Genomic DNA, 15,866 nt, shown 5'->3' on the forward strand with positions numbered 1-15,866 from the left:
GGTTCTAGATGTGATTTGAAGCGAACTACCGGGTCAGCCGCACTTCGGGTGAGCGCGGTCTGCCTGCGCTGGCGGGAGGCATCCCGCGCCAGAAGAAAAACACGAGCGCGCCTGCGAGCGCCTGTGCACCGACGACGAATGCGACGCAGCCCACCCAGCCCCAGCGATTCCACGCGGGAACGGGCAGGACCGAGCCGAGACTCCCGCCGAAGTAATAGAAGGAAAGGTAAATGCCGATCGCCGTCGATCTTGCACCCCGCGCCACCCGCGAGATGAACGCGTTGGCCGACGCCTGCTCGACGAACACCGCGGTGGAACTGAGCGCGAGGCCGGCCAGGATCGCGATGACGCTGCTCGACAGCGTCAGCAATGCACCGACGATCGCGAGCCCGGTCGCCGCAAGGGCGAGATCGCGCGGGCCGCGTTGCGCCGCGACGCGGCCCGCGAGCGGCGTGACGACGACCGCGACGAGGAACACCGCATAGATCGCGCCGATCTCGACCGTATCGAAGCCAAATGGCGCACGGGCCAGCCGCAGTCCGACGAAGGTGAACGTCGCGACCTGCGACGCGAGCACGCATGCGCCGACCAGGAACGACGCGAGCAGCGGGCCGCGCGTCAAGAGCGTCCAGCGAGATGCCGACGCACCTTCGTCGCCCGGACGCGCGGCGCCGGCCGCCGGCAGGCACGCATGGATCGCGAGGCCCGTTGCCAGACACAGGAACGCGATGACGTCGAGCGCGTGGCGCCAGCCGAACGCGGACGTCAGGCTATTCGTCACGAAACGCCCGGCGAATCCGCCGAGTGTCGTGCCGGCGACGAAGAGCGCACTGACCTCCGTCGCCGCGTCGTGGCTGAAGACCTCGCCGATGCACGCGATCGAGATCGCGAAGATGAACGGCATCAGCACGCCCGCGGCAAAGCGGGCGGCGAGGAACGATGAAAAGCTCGCCGCGTGCGCAGACCAGAGAACGGGAAGCGCACACGCGACGGCGGCGCACGAAATGACCGTTCGGCGATCGAAGCGGGCGGCCAGCGCGCCGACGAACGGAGCGATAATGGCGACCGCCAAGGTGGTGGCGCTGACGCCCTGGCCGGCTTGTTCCGGGCTCACGTCAAATGCCGCGGCAAGTTCGTGCAGGATGCCCTGAGTCGAATAAAGATTGAGAAAAGCCGCAAACCCGCACAGGAAAAATGCGGATCGAATGGTTCTGTTGCCCACTGGTGACGCCCTGTCTGGTTTGTGTGACAGTCTGACGAGTGGGCGACACGCGCGCCAATACTGTTTTCGTGGCCATTGATACCGAAACGACAAAAATGCTCGACCTACGCCGCCTCCGCTATTTCGTGACCGTCGCCGACGAATTGCACTTCGGACGCGCGGCGTTGCGTTTGCGTATTGCCCAGCCGCCTTTGACGCGCCATATCGCCGCGCTGGAAACCGACCTCGGTATCCGGCTGTTCGAACGATCGACGCGCGCGGTCCAGCTCACGCCGGCAGGCGCGCTGTTTCTCGAACACGCGAGGAGCGTCATTCATGCCGTCGACGAGGCGGAGGCAACGGCGCGCAAGATGGCGCAAGGCATGGTCGGTCGCGTCGTGATCGGCTATGCGAGCTCCATTCCGATGTCCGACGCGTTTTCGGACATCATCCGCCATGCGAGCCGCAGCATGCCGGAAGTCGAGTTGGCGTTTCGGGAAGTATCGACCGCGAGTCAACGCCAGCAGATCGCCGCCGGCACGCTGGACGTCGGATTCGGTTGGGCCGCGGCAAAGACGTCGGAAGCGCGCATCGGGTCCCTCGTCGTGTCGAGCGAGCCGCTCGTCGCCGCGGTTCCGGCCCAGAGTCGATACGCGGGCAAGGCGACGATCGAGTTCCGTGAACTCGTCAACGAGAACTTCGTCACGTTCCCCGCGGGCTACGGTTCCGCGCTGAATGCGGCGCTCGACGATCTGTGCGCCCGCGAGGGCGTTGCGCCGCGGATCGGGCCTACCGCGTCGCAGATCACGACGCTGGTGTCGCTGGTGGCAGCGGAACGCGGCGTCGCCATCGTGCCCAGCTTCACGTCGACGTTGCAACGCTCGGGTGTCGCTTACGTGCCGCTGGCGACGCCGCATGTTCTCGAATTGGTCGTCACGTGGTCCGAACCGTTTTCGTCAACCTGCGTCGAGCAGTTCATCGAGTTCGCGAGGTCGGTCGCAGCCGGCTAGGACAGGCGCTATGCTTCCAGGCCCTTCTGCACGTACCACGATAACGGCAGTGTCAGCAGCAGGACCGAGGCCAGCGCCAGCAGCGCGGTCGGGACGCCCGCGACGTCGCCCAGACGGCCGAACAGAACCGGCGACAGCGCGCCGCCGCCGATCGTGCCCGTATAGAACAACGCGAACGCCTGCTCGCGCTTGCCGACGCCGGCCAGCTCCGGCACGACACCGTAGAGCACGGACGATGTTCCGTTCAGCGCCAATCCAAGCAGCGGGAGCATCGCCATCATCGCGAAGAGCGGCGAGAACACGGCGAGCACGATCAACAGCGACGTGGCGGACTCCGTGAGCCACACCGTCTTCATCATCCCGATGCGCGCGCCCAGATAGCCGCAGAACAGCTTGCCGAACGCGCCGCCCACGAACAGCAACGTCAGCGCGAGACCGATACCGGCAGTGCCGGCCCCTTTGCTTTTGAGGAGGAACGGCAGGAACGTCAGAAAGCCCATCCGCACGGCACTGTCGAGGGTGCCGGTCGCGAGCAGCGCGTGCAAGCCGCCGGCCGAACCGCTGCCCGCGGGCGTTTTCGGCGTCTTGTCGCGCGCCGCCCGCGACGAGTCGCTCGACGGAATCAGCCACCACAGCAGGCCCGCTGAAACCACGCCCAGCACGCCGATCAGCGTGGCGCCGGTTCGCCACGTCACGACCGTCAACAGCAGGCCGATCAGGCCGGGTATCAGCGTCTTGCCGATGTCGCCGGAGAAGTTGTATTGAGCCAGCGCCTCCTTCACGCCTCCGCCCGCCTCGTAGGAATCGGTGACCATCGACGATGCGAGCGGATGCTGCGTGCTGGCGCCCAGTCCGCCCGCTACCAGCGCGATCAGCAGTACCGTCAGCCCGCCGGCCTGCCCCGCGATCAGGTAGGCCATGCCCGCGAGGGCCGTCCCGGCCACCAGCAAGCGCTCCCGGCCCCAGCGCCGCGCTGCCCGGCTGGCGAGCAACTGAAAACCCGCCATCACGCCGGAATAGAGCCCGCGCAACAAGCCGATCTGCGCGTAATTGATCGCGAACTGCGCCTGCCAGATCGGCAGCAGCACGTAAATGACGTCGGTCAACCCGTCGTGCACGGCGTGTGCGCCGCAAGCGGCGATCAGCGAGCGGCGACGGGAGGAATCGGGGCCATTCGGGGTCTCGAGAGAGACTGCGTGTTTCAAATCGCTCATTTCGGTGATGGTGTGCCGACTGTCGGTTGCGGTTCGCCGCCACTCCTGGTCAACGGCTTGAACAGCGACCTGATATCGAAGTACTCGCTGATCGCGCACTGTGACCGACCGCGCGTGGCAAATCGTGAATGATAGACCAGGACCACATTCTGGCATCCCCCCGAAATTTTCGCCGAACGCATGGTCGTGGTCATGGTCGAGCGATTTCTCGATGGGTAAATGCTGAATGGGCCGATGACCGATTTGGCGCACTGAAAACACGCGACATCCGGCGCGGGCGGTGCAACGCACGTTTGCGAGCGCAACGCATAAGCCTCACCGCGATGATGGGCGTGATGAAGGAAGAGGTATGAAAGGACGAATCGAAGCGGTTCCCGTTGCGGCGTTTCGTCCGGCGCGTCGCAACATGGCTTCTCGATGCCGTCTCCGCGGATATCGCTTGGCATTGCTTACCGCATCTGGCACCCACGGCGCCTTCAACGCAACGGCGACCACGCCTCCGGCAGGCCGATCGTCGACGTCGCCCTTTCGATCTGCTCCGGCCCCCCTGCCGGCGGCCACAGGCCCGCTGCATAGTGTTGCTTTCGCAACGCCATGCGTGCTTCCAGACTCGGGAATCCCCAGATGTGCGTGATGCGCGGCGGCCCATCGAGCGCATACATGTTGCAAACGAGATGCGACGTATAGGCTTTGGCCGGGCCCACCGCACGTTCCCACGCGGAAAGGGTCGGCGCAATTCCGCCGGCTTTCAGCCAGTAGCGGCGAATCTCGTAGAAGCCGCCCAATGCGCCCGGTTCGATGTCAGGTAGAAAAGGAAACAGCGCATAGCTTTCCATGTCCAATCGAACGGATGCGCTTTCAATCCCGAAAGGTCGCTCGGCATGCAATGCCCGATCGCGTTCATGCTGCAATTCATCCCTCGTCCCGAAGCCGCGCAGCACGACGATCCGCGATAGCTCGCCAATTTCCGTGCGCCATGCGCCGAGCAGCCTTCCTTGCGCGTCGGCATTCGATACCCACCGATGCGCACGGCGGGACACCGTATCCTGGTCCAGCAGCGGACACGACAACGTCGTGAGTTCGTACAGCATTTCTGCCCTCCTTTCGCTTGCATGTCGCAATGTATTTCCAAAGCGATGGCCGATAAACGCGCATCACCTTGAAACAGAATCCAGTACCATTGCGCAATGGATCTCCTCAAGGCGATGGCCGTATTCGTCCGCATCGTGGAAACGGGTAGCCTGACAGCGGCCGCGCAAGCGTCCGGTCTGTCGCCGACCATGGTCGGCAATTACCTACAGGCCTTGGAAACCCGGCTCGGCGCGGTCCTCGTTCACCGCACGACCCGCAAGCAGAAAGTCAGCGCGTTCGGCCACGCTTACTACGAGCGATGCGTCGAAATCCTCGGTCTGGTCGACGACACGGAACGGCTCGCGCTCGATCATCTCCAGCAGCCACGCGGGCGTTTGCGCGTGACCGCGCCCGTCGTGTTTGCGAACGAGTGCCTGATTCCCGCGCTCGCGGACTATTACCAGCGCTACCCGGAGATCAAGCTCGATATCGTCGCCACCGACTCGCTCGCCGATCTGTTCGACGAAGGTTTCGAGGCAGCCATTCGCATCGGCGCGATCGCCAACCCCGATGTCGTGGCGCGTCCGTTGGCGTCCTATCGGCTGGTGCTGTGCGCGTCGCCCGCTTACGTTCACGCACATGGCGCGCCCACCACGCCGAACGCGCTTGGCGAACATCACTGCCTGACGTACGCGTATCCGCCCCGATCGGCGTGGCACGCGGCACAAACTCAATGGATGCTGGAAGGTCCGGATGGGCCGATGAGCGTCGCCGTGGACGGCAGACTGAAAATCGACAATGCGGAAGCGTTGCGCCGGGCGGCATTGAGAGGGCTGGGTATCGCGATGCTTCCTTCCATGTTGATACGCGAGGACATTCGCGACGAGCGCCTCATCGAGATCATGCCGGACTTCGCCGCCCCCGAAAGGTCGATGAATCTGCTTTATCTGCAAGAGAGGCAGCAATCACCGAAGCTTCGTAGCTTTACTGAATTCGTGGTGGACCGGTTCGGCGCCGAAACGGTCCACGGAATCTGATCCGGCCGCGGCCAATCGCAAAAAGCGCCGTATTGCATCGGCACCTCGCGATTTCGATCCGAAGTGCGTTTCCGTTCTCGCCCACCGCGAGCGTTGATCCACACCGGCCCGCGAGGGAACAGCGCCGAGGCGATGGTGCTCGAATCAGATCGCGCCGCCGCTCGCGTCTGCCGGGCGTTGCCCTCAGCCGCGCGTATCGACCCAGTGGCGTGCCCACCGTGCCGAATGCGCGAGCGCCTGTGCCTCGCTCGCGAAGTAATCGAGCGAATAGAACTGGTAGCGGCCTTCGTCGTGCATGCTATCGACGCGTTCGAGCAGCAGGTTGGATGAAAAGCTCCCGTCGGGCAAGCGATGCGTCGAGGGTTGGACGGCATAGCCGTTGTATTGTTGAATTCGTTTGTCGTGCATTTTAATTTTAATGATGTTCGAGTGCGTGCGGGCCGTGCGACCGGCACACGGGTACGCCGATTCAAAAGCCATTGCGGACCGAATCTGACGCAGTCGGAAAGCGGAAATAAGGCGTTGCGGCCGGAGGGGAATGAAGTGCAACGAGACGTGTGGCGCTTGGCAAGCTGCTAACCCAATCGATGCAGCTGCAGGCAATCGCGCCAACTTGAGGAGACGAAGCTCCGTGGGGATGTCGCTGCGACCCGGCGTCCGTCGCGGAAGGCCGGGCCCTTCAAACTTTACAGCGGCTTGATGTTGGCCGCTTGCAGACCCTTCGGGCCCTGCTTCGTTTCGAAGCTCACTTTTTGGTTTTCAGCCAGCGTCTTGAAGCCGTCGGCGCGGATTTCGGAGAAGTGAGCGAACAGGTCGTCACCGCCGTTGTCCGGAGTAATGAAGCCAAAGCCTTTGCTGTCGTTGAACCACTTGACGATACCGGTATCCATGAAGATTCCTTGAGAAAAAAATACGAAAATTTGCTCTGTTGAAGAGCGCTTGAAGCGTCAAGGAGGGAGAGGACAACGAATACCGCCGGGGAGGAGCGAGCAATTGATGAACAGCAATCGGACTTCTTGGACTTCGGTGCATACACTAACGGCCAGCAACCGCCACGTCAATCGTTATCTTGTAACTGTGTACCGGATAGCCGCTTGGAGGACGAGACTGGGAGATGCACTACGTCGCCTCGCGCATGGGCCAGCGTCGAAAGAGAAGCGCTCCGACCCCGAGTCGCCACGACGAGATCCGAAGCAGTCCGTGAGATTGGACGAGGAACGTTCTCGGTCCAGAGCGTGTTTCGATCGTCGCGCGCATGCGGCTCGACTCATCGGAGCGCGACGCCCCAATCGAAGGCAGCCGGAAGCTGCCGTCAGCCCTGAACCAGCACCGCCCGCCTGCTTCACTCCTTCGCGAACGCGAGCAGGCGTTCGCCGAGTTTCTCCGGTTGCTCCTGCTGGATCCAGTGACCTGCGCCGTCGATCAGTTCGATGCCGCGCATGCTCGTCGCCGCCTTCGTTCGCATCAGATCGAGCGCGCCCGGCGCCGAATAGGTGCCCCAATCGCGCTTGCCGCCAATGAAGAGCGACGGAACGTCGATCGTTCTGCCCGAAAACAGGCGCAACTCCGCGTTCAGGTCGGGATCCGACAGCACACGATAAGCCTGAAGCGCACCCTGAAACCCGGTGCGGCCGTACTCCGCCGTGTACACGCCCAGCTCCGCGTCGGTCAGCCATTTGCAGGCAAGGGCTTCCGCGGCGGACGGCTGGAATGGCGCGACGGTTTCCGGCATCGTCTTGCCGAGATCCATCACGTAATACGTGGGCATTTGCGCAAGCTCCGCGGCGGTGAGCGCCTTGAGCGGATGCGGCTTGTTCCCCGGCCAGTCGGCGCTCTTCACATGGAAAAATGCACGAAGAAACGCGGACAAACCTTGGGGTGGATGCCACATGTCCCGGTTGGCGTTCCGTGTGCTCAGGTATTGCTGGTAATACGCTCTCGGCGGATCGAGCGCGGCAAGCGCCGCCGCCAGCTTCCCGCTTTCACTGTTCGGGCGAGCCGACGATGTCTCGTTTCGCGCCGTGTCGAACGGAAGCGCGGGCGGGCCGGGGAACGGTGCGCTCATCAGCACCACCGACGGAAAGACGTCAGGCCGCGCCAGCGCACAATACGCGGCCACGGGCGAGCCGAGGTCGTGTCCTGCCAGCATCGACGTATGCCGATACCCCAACGCCGAAACCAGTCCGAGGGCGTCGCGCGCCATGTTCAGGAAGCCGAAGGGCCCGAGCGGGGCGTCATAGTCGTTCGCCCAGCCGGTGGTGCGTCCATACCCCCGCTGGTCGGGTGCGACGACGTGGTATCCCGCGTCGGCCAGGATGGGCATCAGATGCCGCCAGCCGTAGGCCAGATCCGGAAAACCGTGCAGAAGCAGCGCGAGCGGCCGGCCGGCGCTTTCATGACCGGCTTCGAGAATATGGACATCGAGGCCGTTCACCCCGTGAATCATGCGCGAGCGCACCCCGTTGGGAAGCGTTCCTGCGACGTAGGTCGACATGGCCAAATCGCCTTCTCCTGTCGGGTTTGCGCGGGCAGGCCGAAGCCACGCGGCAACCAGGCCGGCCGCGCCCATCGCGAGGACGGCTCGTCGCGGCGCCGATGGCTTGCTGTTATCGACGGGCATCGTGGCGCTCCGGAATATGGTGATCACCATAGTATGGCGATCGCCATAGCCCGGTCAAGCGAAACGTGGTACGTTTGCCGCATGACACGCAAGACTGACGCTCGCGCTCGCGCGATTGCCACGGCGGAACGGCTGTTTCGCATCCAGGGCTACACCGCGACCGGACTGACCCAGATCCTCGAAGAAAGCGGCGCCCCCAAAGGATCGTTCTACTTCCACTTCCCACGCGGCAAGGCGCAGCTCGCGGAGGAAGCCATCGATCATTACGTCACGAATCGAATTGCCGTCTTGCGGAACATCTCGGCTGAGACGACCGGTCATGCGCTGAATTTTGTTCGCCGGATCCTCAGCACATTTGCCGCCGAAATGGTCGCCACCGATTTCCAGTACGGGTGCCTGATGCAAAACCTGGCGAACGAACTGCCCGCGCTCGACGCCGAACTCACCCAGCGGGTCGCGCGTGGGTTTGCCGATTCGACCGAGGTCATTGCGGCGCATTTCCGCGGGTGCGGTTTCGCTTCCGCACGCGCATCGTCAGCCGCCGCCGCGCTGGTCGCCGCGCTCGAAGGTGCCCGTACGATCGCCCGCCTGGAGCGCTCGCCGGCCGTATTCGACGCGCTGGCGGAGGTCAGCGGCCAAAGGTGGGGCGCTGCCGATGCGTGATCCGGCCCGATGTTCCCGTGACGAGTCGTCCGTGACTTCCGCCGATCACGGGGCATCGCCCGTTGCCGAGATGCCGCGAATGCTGTCGACTGCGTTCGCTCGAATGGCGCAGCGGTAACCGGGCAACTTGAACGGTGGGGAAACTGGCATGCAGACGCATTCGAAGAAAACCGAACAGGTCGGCCTCCCGGCGCACTCGAGGCTGAGCCGCTCATACGGCTCGGCGGATTTCGCCGACGCATTTTCGGTGGCCTTGCCGGCTACCGCCTGCAACGACGCGGCGTCTCTCGCCCGACACATCTTTACCGGGCAACCCAAGTGGATCGCGCTGCTGCTGCGCATCCGGGACCTGGTCGTGTGGCCGTTCGGCCTGAAAGGAACGGCCGATTTGAAAGCCGCGAACGACGACCGAATCAGCATTTTTCGCGTGTTCGAACGACACGACGACGAAATCATTCTGGGCGAGGACGACACGCATCTCGATTTCCGTGTGTCGGTGCTCGTGCAGCCCGCATCCGATGGCCTGCCCGGCGACTGACGCTCACCACCCTCGTTTTCTACAATCGTCCGTTGGGCCGGGTTTATCTCGGCGTCATCGCGCCTTTCCATCGCCTCGTCGTGCGATCCTCGCTCGACCAGGCGCAGGCGCTCGGATGGCCGCGCCGGTAGCCGCCGGAAAGCCCGGCGCCGCCGCAGGCGCCGTCACGGCGACATCGACGATCGCGACGGCGTTTTCATTTGCCGGTGGTCTGAACGACCGGCCTTCCTCGCGACGCCGAAGCCGCAGATCAATGCGAAGCACCGAACAGTCGAATCACGACGCCGCGCAGCCACCGGTTGCCGGCCTCGTGGTGATAGCGCGCATGCCAATGCTGCCGTACCGCGAAGCCTTCGACGGGAATCGGGCACGCATGAACCGCCAGATCGTTGGCCTGTGCCAGCGTCTCGCCGATATGACGCGGTAGCGTCGTGATCAGGTCGGTCGTCTGCACGATCGCCCCCAACCCCAGAAAGCCCGGCAATTCCAGCACCACGTCCCGCTCGATACGCGCCTGCCGCAGCGCCTGTTCGAGAAGTTGTGCCCCCGTTCCCGCCGTAATGGCGACATGCCCCTCCGAACGATATTGCTTTACCCCAAGCCGGCCGCGAATCCGCGGGTGATGCCGGTTCACCAGACAAATCCAGTCCTGGTCATACAGCTTCTGCTGATAAATACCGCCGCCAAGCCACGGCACGTAGCCGATCGCGAGATCGGCTTCGCCGGATTCGAGCGCCCGCTCCGTATTGCCGTCGATCCGTGCGGCTTCCAGCCGGACGCCCGGCGCCTGCGCGCGGACATGGGCCAGCAGCCGCGGCAGCAGCGTCACGTGGCTCGCGTCGGTCATGCAGATGCGAAAGCGTCGCTGCGCGGTCGCCGGATCGAATGCGATCTCCCACGCCGTGAAGCGCCGCAGCGATTCGAGGATTTCCCGGCATGGCCCGATCAGCGCGTCGGCTTGCGGTGTCGGCGCCATGCCGCCGGGCGTGCGGATGAAGAGCGGATCGTGCAGGTGTTCGCGCAAGTGCCCGAGCCAGATGCTGACGGTCGGCTGGCTCTGGCCGAGCTGCTCGGCGACGCGCGTGACGCTGCGCACGTCGTACAGGAGATCGAATAGCTGAAGCAGCTTCAGGTCCGGCAGATCGGCGGGCATCGTCGCATTATTGTCCGTGGCAATGACGCCATTGTATCCATTGCATTGCCGACATGAGCGGCGGCTCCTATCGTGAGGCCATACGTCAAGGAGACACCATTGAAAATTGCAATTCTGGGTGCTGGCGCGCTGGGCTGTGCGATCGGCGCCACCCTCACTGAGGGCGGTCACGAGACCTGGTTGATCGACCGCTCGCCCGCGCACGTCGACGCGATGCGTCGCGACGGCCTGCGGGTCGACGACGCCCGCGGCACGCGCCTGGTACGCGTCCATGCGACGACGCAGGCCGCCGAAGTCGGTGTGGCCGACCTGGTGGTGGTCCTGGTCAAGTCGTTTCACACCGATGCCGCCATCCGCGGCGCCCTGTCGCTGGTGGGGCCCGATACCGTCGTGCTGTCGCTGCAGAACGGCCTCGGGCACGAGGACATCCTGAGCGACGCCGTCGGCCGCGAACGCGTCCTCGCGGGCAAGACCTACGTCGGCGGCGTGCTGCGCGGGCCGGGCCATATCGAATCCGGCGTGATCGGCAAGCACACCTACATCGGTGAACTCGACGGACGCATCACGCCGCGCGTGCAGGCGATCGCGGACGCGTTCAATACGGCCGGCCTCGCGACGACGATCAGCGACAACATCGTCGGCACGATGTGGGACAAGCTGCTGGTGAATGTCGCGACCGGCGCGCTGACGGGGCTGACCGGCCTCACCTACGGGCAGCTCTACGACGAGCCGCTGCTGAAGGCGACGTCGCTCGCCGCGGTCGCCGAGGCGATCGCGGCGGCGCAAGCGGCTGGCGTCAAGCTGTCGATGACCGATCCCGAACAGGCGTGGACGCTCGCCGCCGAGGGGCTGCCGGCTGCCTTCAAGACCTCGATGCTGCAGAGCCTGGAGAAAGGCTCGATCACCGAGATCGACTTCATCAACGGTTCGGTCGTGCGTGCCGGGCAGCGCCACGGCGTGCCGACGCCGGTCAATGCCACGCTCGTCGCCTGCATCAAGGGGCTGGAGCGCGCGATGGCCGATCGCCAGCGCGAGGAGCCTGCCGCATGAGCGCCACGAAAGCCTATCTCGAACACGTCGCGATCTGGGTGAAGGACATCCGCTGGCACATCCGTTTCTTCGAGGAAGTCCTCGGCATGACGCTGCGCGAAGTGGACGGCACGCTCGACGCACCGCGGCAGTACTGGACGCTCGGCGGCCTGCAGTTCATCCACGCGCCGGAACATGACGGCCCGGAAGGCCGGCTCGCCCATCTCGGCGTGATGTGCGAGGACCTGGAGGCCGCGCTGGCCGCGGCGCGGCGGTTCGACGTGACCGAGATGCCGCAGGGGCGCAACTGGATTCGCCTGCCCGACGGGCTCGCCGTCGAGCTGATTCAGGCCCGGCCGGCTTCCTGCATCGCGCAGGCGCTGGCGATCAACCCGCGCGCGGAGGCATGACCATGACGATCGTCGAAAAATACTGGGACGACGCGCGCGAGGGCGACACGTGCACGAGCCCGACCTACCGGGTGACCAAGGAGCGCATTCTCGCGTATGCCGACCTCACCGGCGACCATACGCCCGTTCACGTGGACGAGGCATACGCGAACGCCAGCCATTTCGGCTGCCTCGTCGCGCACGGGCTGTTCGGGCTATCCATCGCCGACGGCCTGAAAACGCAGAGCGACTATCGCTTCCTGCCGGGCATGTCGCTCGGCTGGACCTGGGATTTCCTGCTGCCGATCAAGGTCGGCGACGTGCTGCACGTGACGTTCCGCGTCGGCTCGATGCGGGCCAGCAAGAGCCGCCCGGACTGGGGCATCGTCGTGCTGCCGTCGGAGCTGATCAACCAGGACGGGCAGGTCGTTCAACGCGGCGAACATCGTCTGATGGTGCCGCGCCGTCCGGAGGCACCGTGATGCAGGCCCGTCCCCTCGAAGGCATTCGCGTCGTCGACTACAGCCATTTCCTCGCCGGCCCGTATGTCGGGCGCTGTCTCGCGGCGCTCGGCGCCGAAGTCATCAAGGTCGAGCGTCCCGGCACCGGCGACGCCGGGCGTCAGCACGCAACCGTGCTCGACGACCAGCAAAGCGGCTACTTCCTGCAGCTCAACATGGGCAAGCGCGGCGTGAGCGTGAACATGAAGGACGCGCGCGGCAAGGCGTTCATGCAGCGGCTGTGCGACTCCGCGGACGTCTTCATCGAGAACTATCGGCCGGGTGCGCTGGACAAGCTCGGGCTCGGCTATGCCGAACTGTCGGCGCGCAATCCGGGCCTCGTCTACTGCTCGATTTCGGCGTACGGTCACACCGGCCCCGATGCGCATCGCGCGGGCTTCGGGCTGATCGCCGAAGCGAAGAGCGGGATCATGCAGATGGTCGGCACGCCGGGCGAGCGCCCGCCGCTGCTGCGCATTTCGCTCGGCGACATGTACACCGGCATTCATGCGGTCGCGGCGATCAACGCCGCGCTGCTGGGCCGCGTGAAGAGCGGCCGCGGGCAACACGTCGACATGGCGCTGTACGACACGCTGGTGTCGATGCACGAGTATGCGGTGCAGTGCTACACGCTCAAGGGCGCGCTGCCCGAGCAGACCGGACACGACATGCCCACCTCGACCCTCTATGGCGTGTTCCGTGCCGCGGACGGCGATCTCGTGATCGCCGCGCAGGTCGACGACGCATGGAAGCGCTTCGCCGAACTGATCGCGGCGCACGGCGGCCCGGCGGGCTTCGGCGCCGACACGCGGTTTCACGACAGCACCGGACGCAACGCGCACCGCGCGGAAATCCTGTCGGTGGTCGAGCCGTGGGTGGCCGCGCGTTCCGTCGCGTCGGTACTGGATCTGCTGGACGGCATCGACGTGCCCTGCGCGAAGGTGCAGCGCATCGACGAGGTGTTGAACGATCCGCAGATCCAGGCCCGAGGCATGGTCGTCGAGCAACAGCATCCGCGCTACGGGACGCTGCGCCTGCCCAACTTGCCGTTCCGGTTCTCCGATTGCGATACGACGATTCGCGACGTCGCGCCCGATCTCGGGCAGCACAACGCGGAAGTCGCGCGTTCCCTCGGGTTCGATGCGGCCGAAATCGACGCGATGCAGGCCGACGGCGTCCTCTATTCGAAAGCGAGCCAATCATGACCGACCAATACGCGGTGATCGGCAATCCGATCGGACACACGAAATCTCCGCTGATTCACGGCCTCTTCGCGCAAGCGACGCGGCAGGACCTCCGCTATACGGCGATCGAAGGGCCCGTCGAGCCGGCAGGCGCCTTTGCTGCCGCGGTTCGCGCGTTTTTCGACGGCGGCGGCAAAGGTATCAACGTCACCGCGCCGTTCAAGCTCGACGCGTTCGCGATGTCGGACGAACGCAGCGAGCGTGCGCGGCTCGCGGGCGCGGCCAATGCGCTCAAGTTCGACGGCGGCCGCATCCTGGCGGACAACTTCGACGGAATCGGGCTGGTTCGCGATATCGAAGCGAACCTCAATCTGCCGATGGCCGGCAAGCGCGTGCTGGTGCTCGGTGCGGGCGGCGCGGCGCGCGGCGCGCTGTTGCCGTTCCTCGAAGCCGGCCCGGCGGAACTCGTGATCGCGAATCGCGACGTCGACAAGGCGCGCGCACTGGCCGCGCAGGTCGCCGGGCGCGGCCCGCTGGTTGCAGGCAGCTACGCGGACCTCGCGCGGATGGGACGTTTCGACCTGGTCGTCAATGCGACGTCGGCCAGTTTGACCGGCGACCTGCCGCCCGTCCCGCCGAGCGTGTTCAGCCCGAAGGGAACCGCCTACGAGCTCGCCTATGGCAAGCGTCTCACGCCGTTTCTCCGGCTCGCGAAAAACGCCGGCGTGCACGGGATCGCGGACGGCGTCGGCATGCTGGTCGAGCAGGCGGCCGAAGCGTTCGCCTGGTGGCGCGGCGTGCGCCCCGAGACCAGCGCGGTGATCGATCGGCTGGCCGTGCCGTTTGATTGAACAGGCGACGGGATCGGCGTGCGGGCGATCCCCATCGCTCCGCGGCATCGATCTCGACAGGGTCGGCATGCGCGATCTCGCAGACCCGGCGCGTCGATACGAGCGAGCTGTGCCGAGCGACGTTGCCTTGCCGCTGCCCCCATCCCTCGCCCGATACCGTGCCGAACACCGTCATGCCGGACACCACGCGCCCCGCTCGCCTGAACTTCGCGCTCATGTTGCCGCTGCTGCTCGCGGCCCAGCCGGTGGCGACCGACAGTTACCTGCCGGCGCTACCGGAAATTGCTGCAACGCTGGGCTCGGCCAGCGTCAGTCTCACGGTTTTCGCGTTGATATTCGGTATCGGACAATTGCCGATGGGCAGTCTTTCCGACCGGTTCGGCCGCCGTCCCGTCTTGCTGACCGGCCTTGCGCTCTATGCGCTGACCGCATTGGCGGCGGCGCTCGCGTCAACCGCCGCGATGCTGGTGGCCGCGCGTGCAATGCAGGGCTTCGCGATGGCCGCGATCCTGGTATGTGCCCGTGCGGCGGTACGCGACCGGTACTCGGCGGGCGACGGCCCATACGTGATGGCGCGCGGTTTCATGGGCATGGGGATGATGGCGTTCCTTGCCCCGATTCTCGGTGCGTACGTCACGCAGCACGCCGGCTGGCGATGGGTACTCGCGGGGATGAGCCTGTATGCGTTCAGCTTGCTCGTCATGTGCTGGTACGGCTTCGAGGAGAGCGCCGCCAGTATCGCGCCGCGCCGGAATTCGACCGGGGACGTGCGCGAGATATTCAGCGATGCCCCGTTCAGGGTATGGACGCTGCTGGCCGCGTCGACGTACACCGGCATGTTCTGCTTTCTGCTACTTTCTCCGACGATCTATATCCGGAACCTCGGCATCTCGCCCCAGCGATACGGCTGGATACCGGCGAGCGGAACGCTCGTCTATGTCCTGAGCACCTACGGCTGCCGCCGGTTGCTCCGACGTCAAAGCATGCTGCGAACGGTGCGCCAGGGCGCGACGTTGAGTCTTTCCGGCGCGGTGATCCAGGCATTGGGGTGTGCGCTGCTTCCCGGCAGCATCTGGCCGTTGCTCGTCGGGCACGGCGTGTATTGTCTCGGCCACGGGATCCATCAGCCATGCGGGCAGGCAGGCGCGGTCAGCGGCCTGCCTCACCTTGCCGGCCGCGCGGTATCGTGGTCCGGCTTCATCATGATGTTCTTCGCCTTCAGCGTGGGACAGACGGCGGCGGTTTTCACCGATCCGCGCTATCAATCGGGGGCGTGGCCGATGGTGGTGCCGATGCTCGTCGTCGGCGTCACGCTGGTCACGATTGCGTTTGCGTGGTTGCCGAAAATCGGTGGCGCGAAGTTGGGCGCGGCAACGGCTCCGGCACGCGCGGTGGATGGTCGATGA

Annotated in this window: 18 protein-coding genes; 11 read left to right on the plus strand and 7 right to left on the minus strand. The window is 65.2% G+C overall.

The window, feature by feature from the left end; genetic code table 11:
• Positions 1–25: 25 nt before the first annotated feature.
• Complete coding sequence (locus LGM42_RS24960; protein ID WP_319001463.1) at positions 26–1,222, minus strand: MFS transporter; 1,197 nt, start codon at positions 1,220–1,222, stop codon at positions 26–28.
• Positions 1,223–1,317: 95 nt separating this feature from the next.
• On the opposite strand from LGM42_RS24960, the gene LGM42_RS24965 reads away from it, so the two are divergent.
• Positions 1,318–2,211 (plus strand): LysR substrate-binding domain-containing protein, encoded by an 894-nt coding sequence (locus tag LGM42_RS24965; protein ID WP_060010575.1) that lies wholly within the window; start codon positions 1,318–1,320, stop codon positions 2,209–2,211.
• Positions 2,212–2,219: 8 nt separating this feature from the next.
• Here the strand turns inward: LGM42_RS24965 and LGM42_RS24970 are convergent, their stop codons facing one another.
• A complete protein-coding gene (locus tag LGM42_RS24970; RefSeq protein ID WP_226233525.1) occupies positions 2,220–3,686 on the minus strand; it encodes an MFS transporter in 1,467 nt (488 codons plus the stop codon).
• A 215-nt stretch (positions 3,687–3,901) separates the two neighbouring features.
• On the minus strand, positions 3,902–4,516 hold the full coding sequence (locus LGM42_RS24975) for an NIPSNAP family protein (RefSeq protein ID WP_060313842.1): 615 nt from the start codon (positions 4,514–4,516) through the stop codon (positions 3,902–3,904).
• A gap of 96 nt (positions 4,517–4,612) precedes the next feature.
• On the opposite strand from LGM42_RS24975, the gene LGM42_RS24980 reads away from it, so the two are divergent.
• Positions 4,613–5,533 carry a LysR family transcriptional regulator gene (locus tag LGM42_RS24980; protein WP_226233527.1) on the plus strand — a complete coding sequence of 307 codons (921 nt, stop codon included), beginning with the start codon at positions 4,613–4,615 and terminating at the stop codon, positions 5,531–5,533.
• Between the two features lie 183 nt (positions 5,534–5,716).
• Here LGM42_RS24980 and LGM42_RS24985 read toward each other — a convergent pair whose 3' ends face one another.
• The 3 genes from LGM42_RS24985 to LGM42_RS24995 form a co-directional block, all read right to left on the minus strand.
• Positions 5,717–5,941 carry a hypothetical protein gene (locus LGM42_RS24985; protein WP_059577552.1) on the minus strand — a complete coding sequence of 75 codons (225 nt, stop codon included), beginning with the start codon at positions 5,939–5,941 and terminating at the stop codon, positions 5,717–5,719.
• Positions 5,942–6,219: 278 nt separating this feature from the next.
• Complete coding sequence (locus LGM42_RS24990; protein WP_006485974.1) at positions 6,220–6,423, minus strand: cold-shock protein; 204 nt, start codon at positions 6,421–6,423, stop codon at positions 6,220–6,222.
• 452 nt (positions 6,424–6,875) lie between these two features.
• On the minus strand, positions 6,876–7,979 hold the full coding sequence (locus LGM42_RS24995) for an alpha/beta fold hydrolase (protein WP_059578012.1): 1,104 nt from the start codon (positions 7,977–7,979) through the stop codon (positions 6,876–6,878).
• A 207-nt stretch (positions 7,980–8,186) separates the two neighbouring features.
• Here LGM42_RS24995 and LGM42_RS25000 point away from each other — a divergent pair, with 207 nt between their 5' ends.
• The 3 genes from LGM42_RS25000 (at position 8,187) to LGM42_RS33390 (ending at position 9,485) form a co-directional block, all read left to right on the plus strand.
• On the plus strand, positions 8,187–8,816 hold the full coding sequence (locus tag LGM42_RS25000; protein WP_060313847.1) for a TetR/AcrR family transcriptional regulator: 630 nt from the start codon (positions 8,187–8,189) through the stop codon (positions 8,814–8,816).
• Positions 8,817–8,964: 148 nt separating this feature from the next.
• Positions 8,965–9,354, plus strand: a complete 390-nt coding sequence (locus LGM42_RS25005) for a DUF2867 domain-containing protein (RefSeq protein WP_413227428.1) — start codon at positions 8,965–8,967, stop codon at positions 9,352–9,354.
• Positions 9,355–9,386: 32 nt separating this feature from the next.
• Entirely contained in the window at positions 9,387–9,485 is a 99-nt protein-coding gene (locus tag LGM42_RS33390; protein ID WP_413227429.1) for a hypothetical protein, read from the plus strand.
• 119 nt (positions 9,486–9,604) lie between these two features.
• Here LGM42_RS33390 and LGM42_RS25010 read toward each other — a convergent pair whose 3' ends face one another.
• Entirely contained in the window at positions 9,605–10,507 is a 903-nt protein-coding gene (locus LGM42_RS25010) for a LysR family transcriptional regulator (RefSeq protein ID WP_059637757.1), read from the minus strand.
• Between the two features lie 99 nt (positions 10,508–10,606).
• On the opposite strand from LGM42_RS25010, the gene LGM42_RS25015 reads away from it, so the two are divergent.
• The 6 genes from LGM42_RS25015 to LGM42_RS25040 all read left to right on the plus strand — a co-directional run bounded on the left by LGM42_RS25015 (position 10,607) and on the right by LGM42_RS25040 (position 15,866).
• A complete protein-coding gene (locus LGM42_RS25015) occupies positions 10,607–11,557 on the plus strand; it encodes a ketopantoate reductase family protein (protein ID WP_060313853.1) in 951 nt (316 codons plus the stop codon).
• On the plus strand, positions 11,554–11,946 hold the full coding sequence (locus LGM42_RS25020) for a VOC family protein (protein WP_226233529.1): 393 nt from the start codon (positions 11,554–11,556) through the stop codon (positions 11,944–11,946). Before LGM42_RS25015 ends, LGM42_RS25020 begins: the two co-directional genes overlap by 4 nt.
• A 2-nt stretch (positions 11,947–11,948) precedes the next feature.
• Positions 11,949–12,407, plus strand: a complete 459-nt coding sequence (locus tag LGM42_RS25025) for a MaoC family dehydratase (RefSeq protein ID WP_059577540.1) — start codon at positions 11,949–11,951, stop codon at positions 12,405–12,407.
• On the plus strand, positions 12,407–13,630 hold the full coding sequence (locus LGM42_RS25030; protein ID WP_226233530.1) for a CaiB/BaiF CoA transferase family protein: 1,224 nt from the start codon (positions 12,407–12,409) through the stop codon (positions 13,628–13,630). The genes LGM42_RS25025 and LGM42_RS25030 overlap by 1 nt, the downstream gene beginning before the upstream one ends.
• On the plus strand, positions 13,627–14,460 hold the full coding sequence (gene aroE, locus LGM42_RS25035; protein WP_104012674.1) for a shikimate dehydrogenase: 834 nt from the start codon (positions 13,627–13,629) through the stop codon (positions 14,458–14,460). The genes LGM42_RS25030 and aroE overlap by 4 nt, the downstream gene beginning before the upstream one ends.
• Before the next feature lie 173 nt (positions 14,461–14,633).
• Positions 14,634–15,866: an MFS transporter gene (locus LGM42_RS25040; protein WP_226233531.1), complete on the plus strand. Its 1,233-nt coding sequence runs from the start codon at positions 14,634–14,636 to the stop codon at positions 15,864–15,866.

This window comes from Burkholderia sp. AU39826 (assembly GCF_020419965.1).
In the GTDB taxonomy this organism is placed as follows: domain Bacteria; phylum Pseudomonadota; class Gammaproteobacteria; order Burkholderiales; family Burkholderiaceae; genus Burkholderia; species Burkholderia semiarida.

What these genes read in the sequence shown, in the direction of transcription:
- LGM42_RS24965 (WP_060010575.1), top strand. Translation starts at nt 1,318, where the DNA reads ATGCTCGACCTACGCCGCCTCCGCTATTTCGTGACCGTCGCCGACGAA.
- LGM42_RS24975 (WP_060313842.1), bottom strand. Translation starts at nt 4,516, where the DNA reads ATGCTGTACGAACTCACGACGTTGTCGTGTCCGCTGCTGGACCAGGAT.
- LGM42_RS24980 (WP_226233527.1), top strand. Translation starts at nt 4,613, where the DNA reads ATGGATCTCCTCAAGGCGATGGCCGTATTCGTCCGCATCGTGGAAACG.
- LGM42_RS24985 (WP_059577552.1), bottom strand. Translation starts at nt 5,941, where the DNA reads ATGCACGACAAACGAATTCAACAATACAACGGCTATGCCGTCCAACCC.
- LGM42_RS24990 (WP_006485974.1), bottom strand. Translation starts at nt 6,423, where the DNA reads ATGGATACCGGTATCGTCAAGTGGTTCAACGACAGCAAAGGCTTTGGC.
- LGM42_RS24995 (WP_059578012.1), bottom strand. Translation starts at nt 7,979, where the DNA reads ATGATTCACGGGGTGAACGGCCTCGATGTCCATATTCTCGAAGCCGGT.
- LGM42_RS25000 (WP_060313847.1), top strand. Translation starts at nt 8,187, where the DNA reads ATGGCGATCGCCATAGCCCGGTCAAGCGAAACGTGGTACGTTTGCCGC.
- LGM42_RS25005 (WP_413227428.1), top strand. Translation starts at nt 8,965, where the DNA reads ATGCAGACGCATTCGAAGAAAACCGAACAGGTCGGCCTCCCGGCGCAC.
- LGM42_RS25010 (WP_059637757.1), bottom strand. Translation starts at nt 10,507, where the DNA reads ATGCCCGCCGATCTGCCGGACCTGAAGCTGCTTCAGCTATTCGATCTC.
- LGM42_RS25020 (WP_226233529.1), top strand. Translation starts at nt 11,554, where the DNA reads ATGAGCGCCACGAAAGCCTATCTCGAACACGTCGCGATCTGGGTGAAG.
- LGM42_RS25025 (WP_059577540.1), top strand. Translation starts at nt 11,949, where the DNA reads ATGACGATCGTCGAAAAATACTGGGACGACGCGCGCGAGGGCGACACG.
- LGM42_RS25030 (WP_226233530.1), top strand. Translation starts at nt 12,407, where the DNA reads ATGCAGGCCCGTCCCCTCGAAGGCATTCGCGTCGTCGACTACAGCCAT.
- aroE (WP_104012674.1), top strand. Translation starts at nt 13,627, where the DNA reads ATGACCGACCAATACGCGGTGATCGGCAATCCGATCGGACACACGAAA.
- LGM42_RS25040 (WP_226233531.1), top strand. Translation starts at nt 14,634, where the DNA reads ATGCCGGACACCACGCGCCCCGCTCGCCTGAACTTCGCGCTCATGTTG.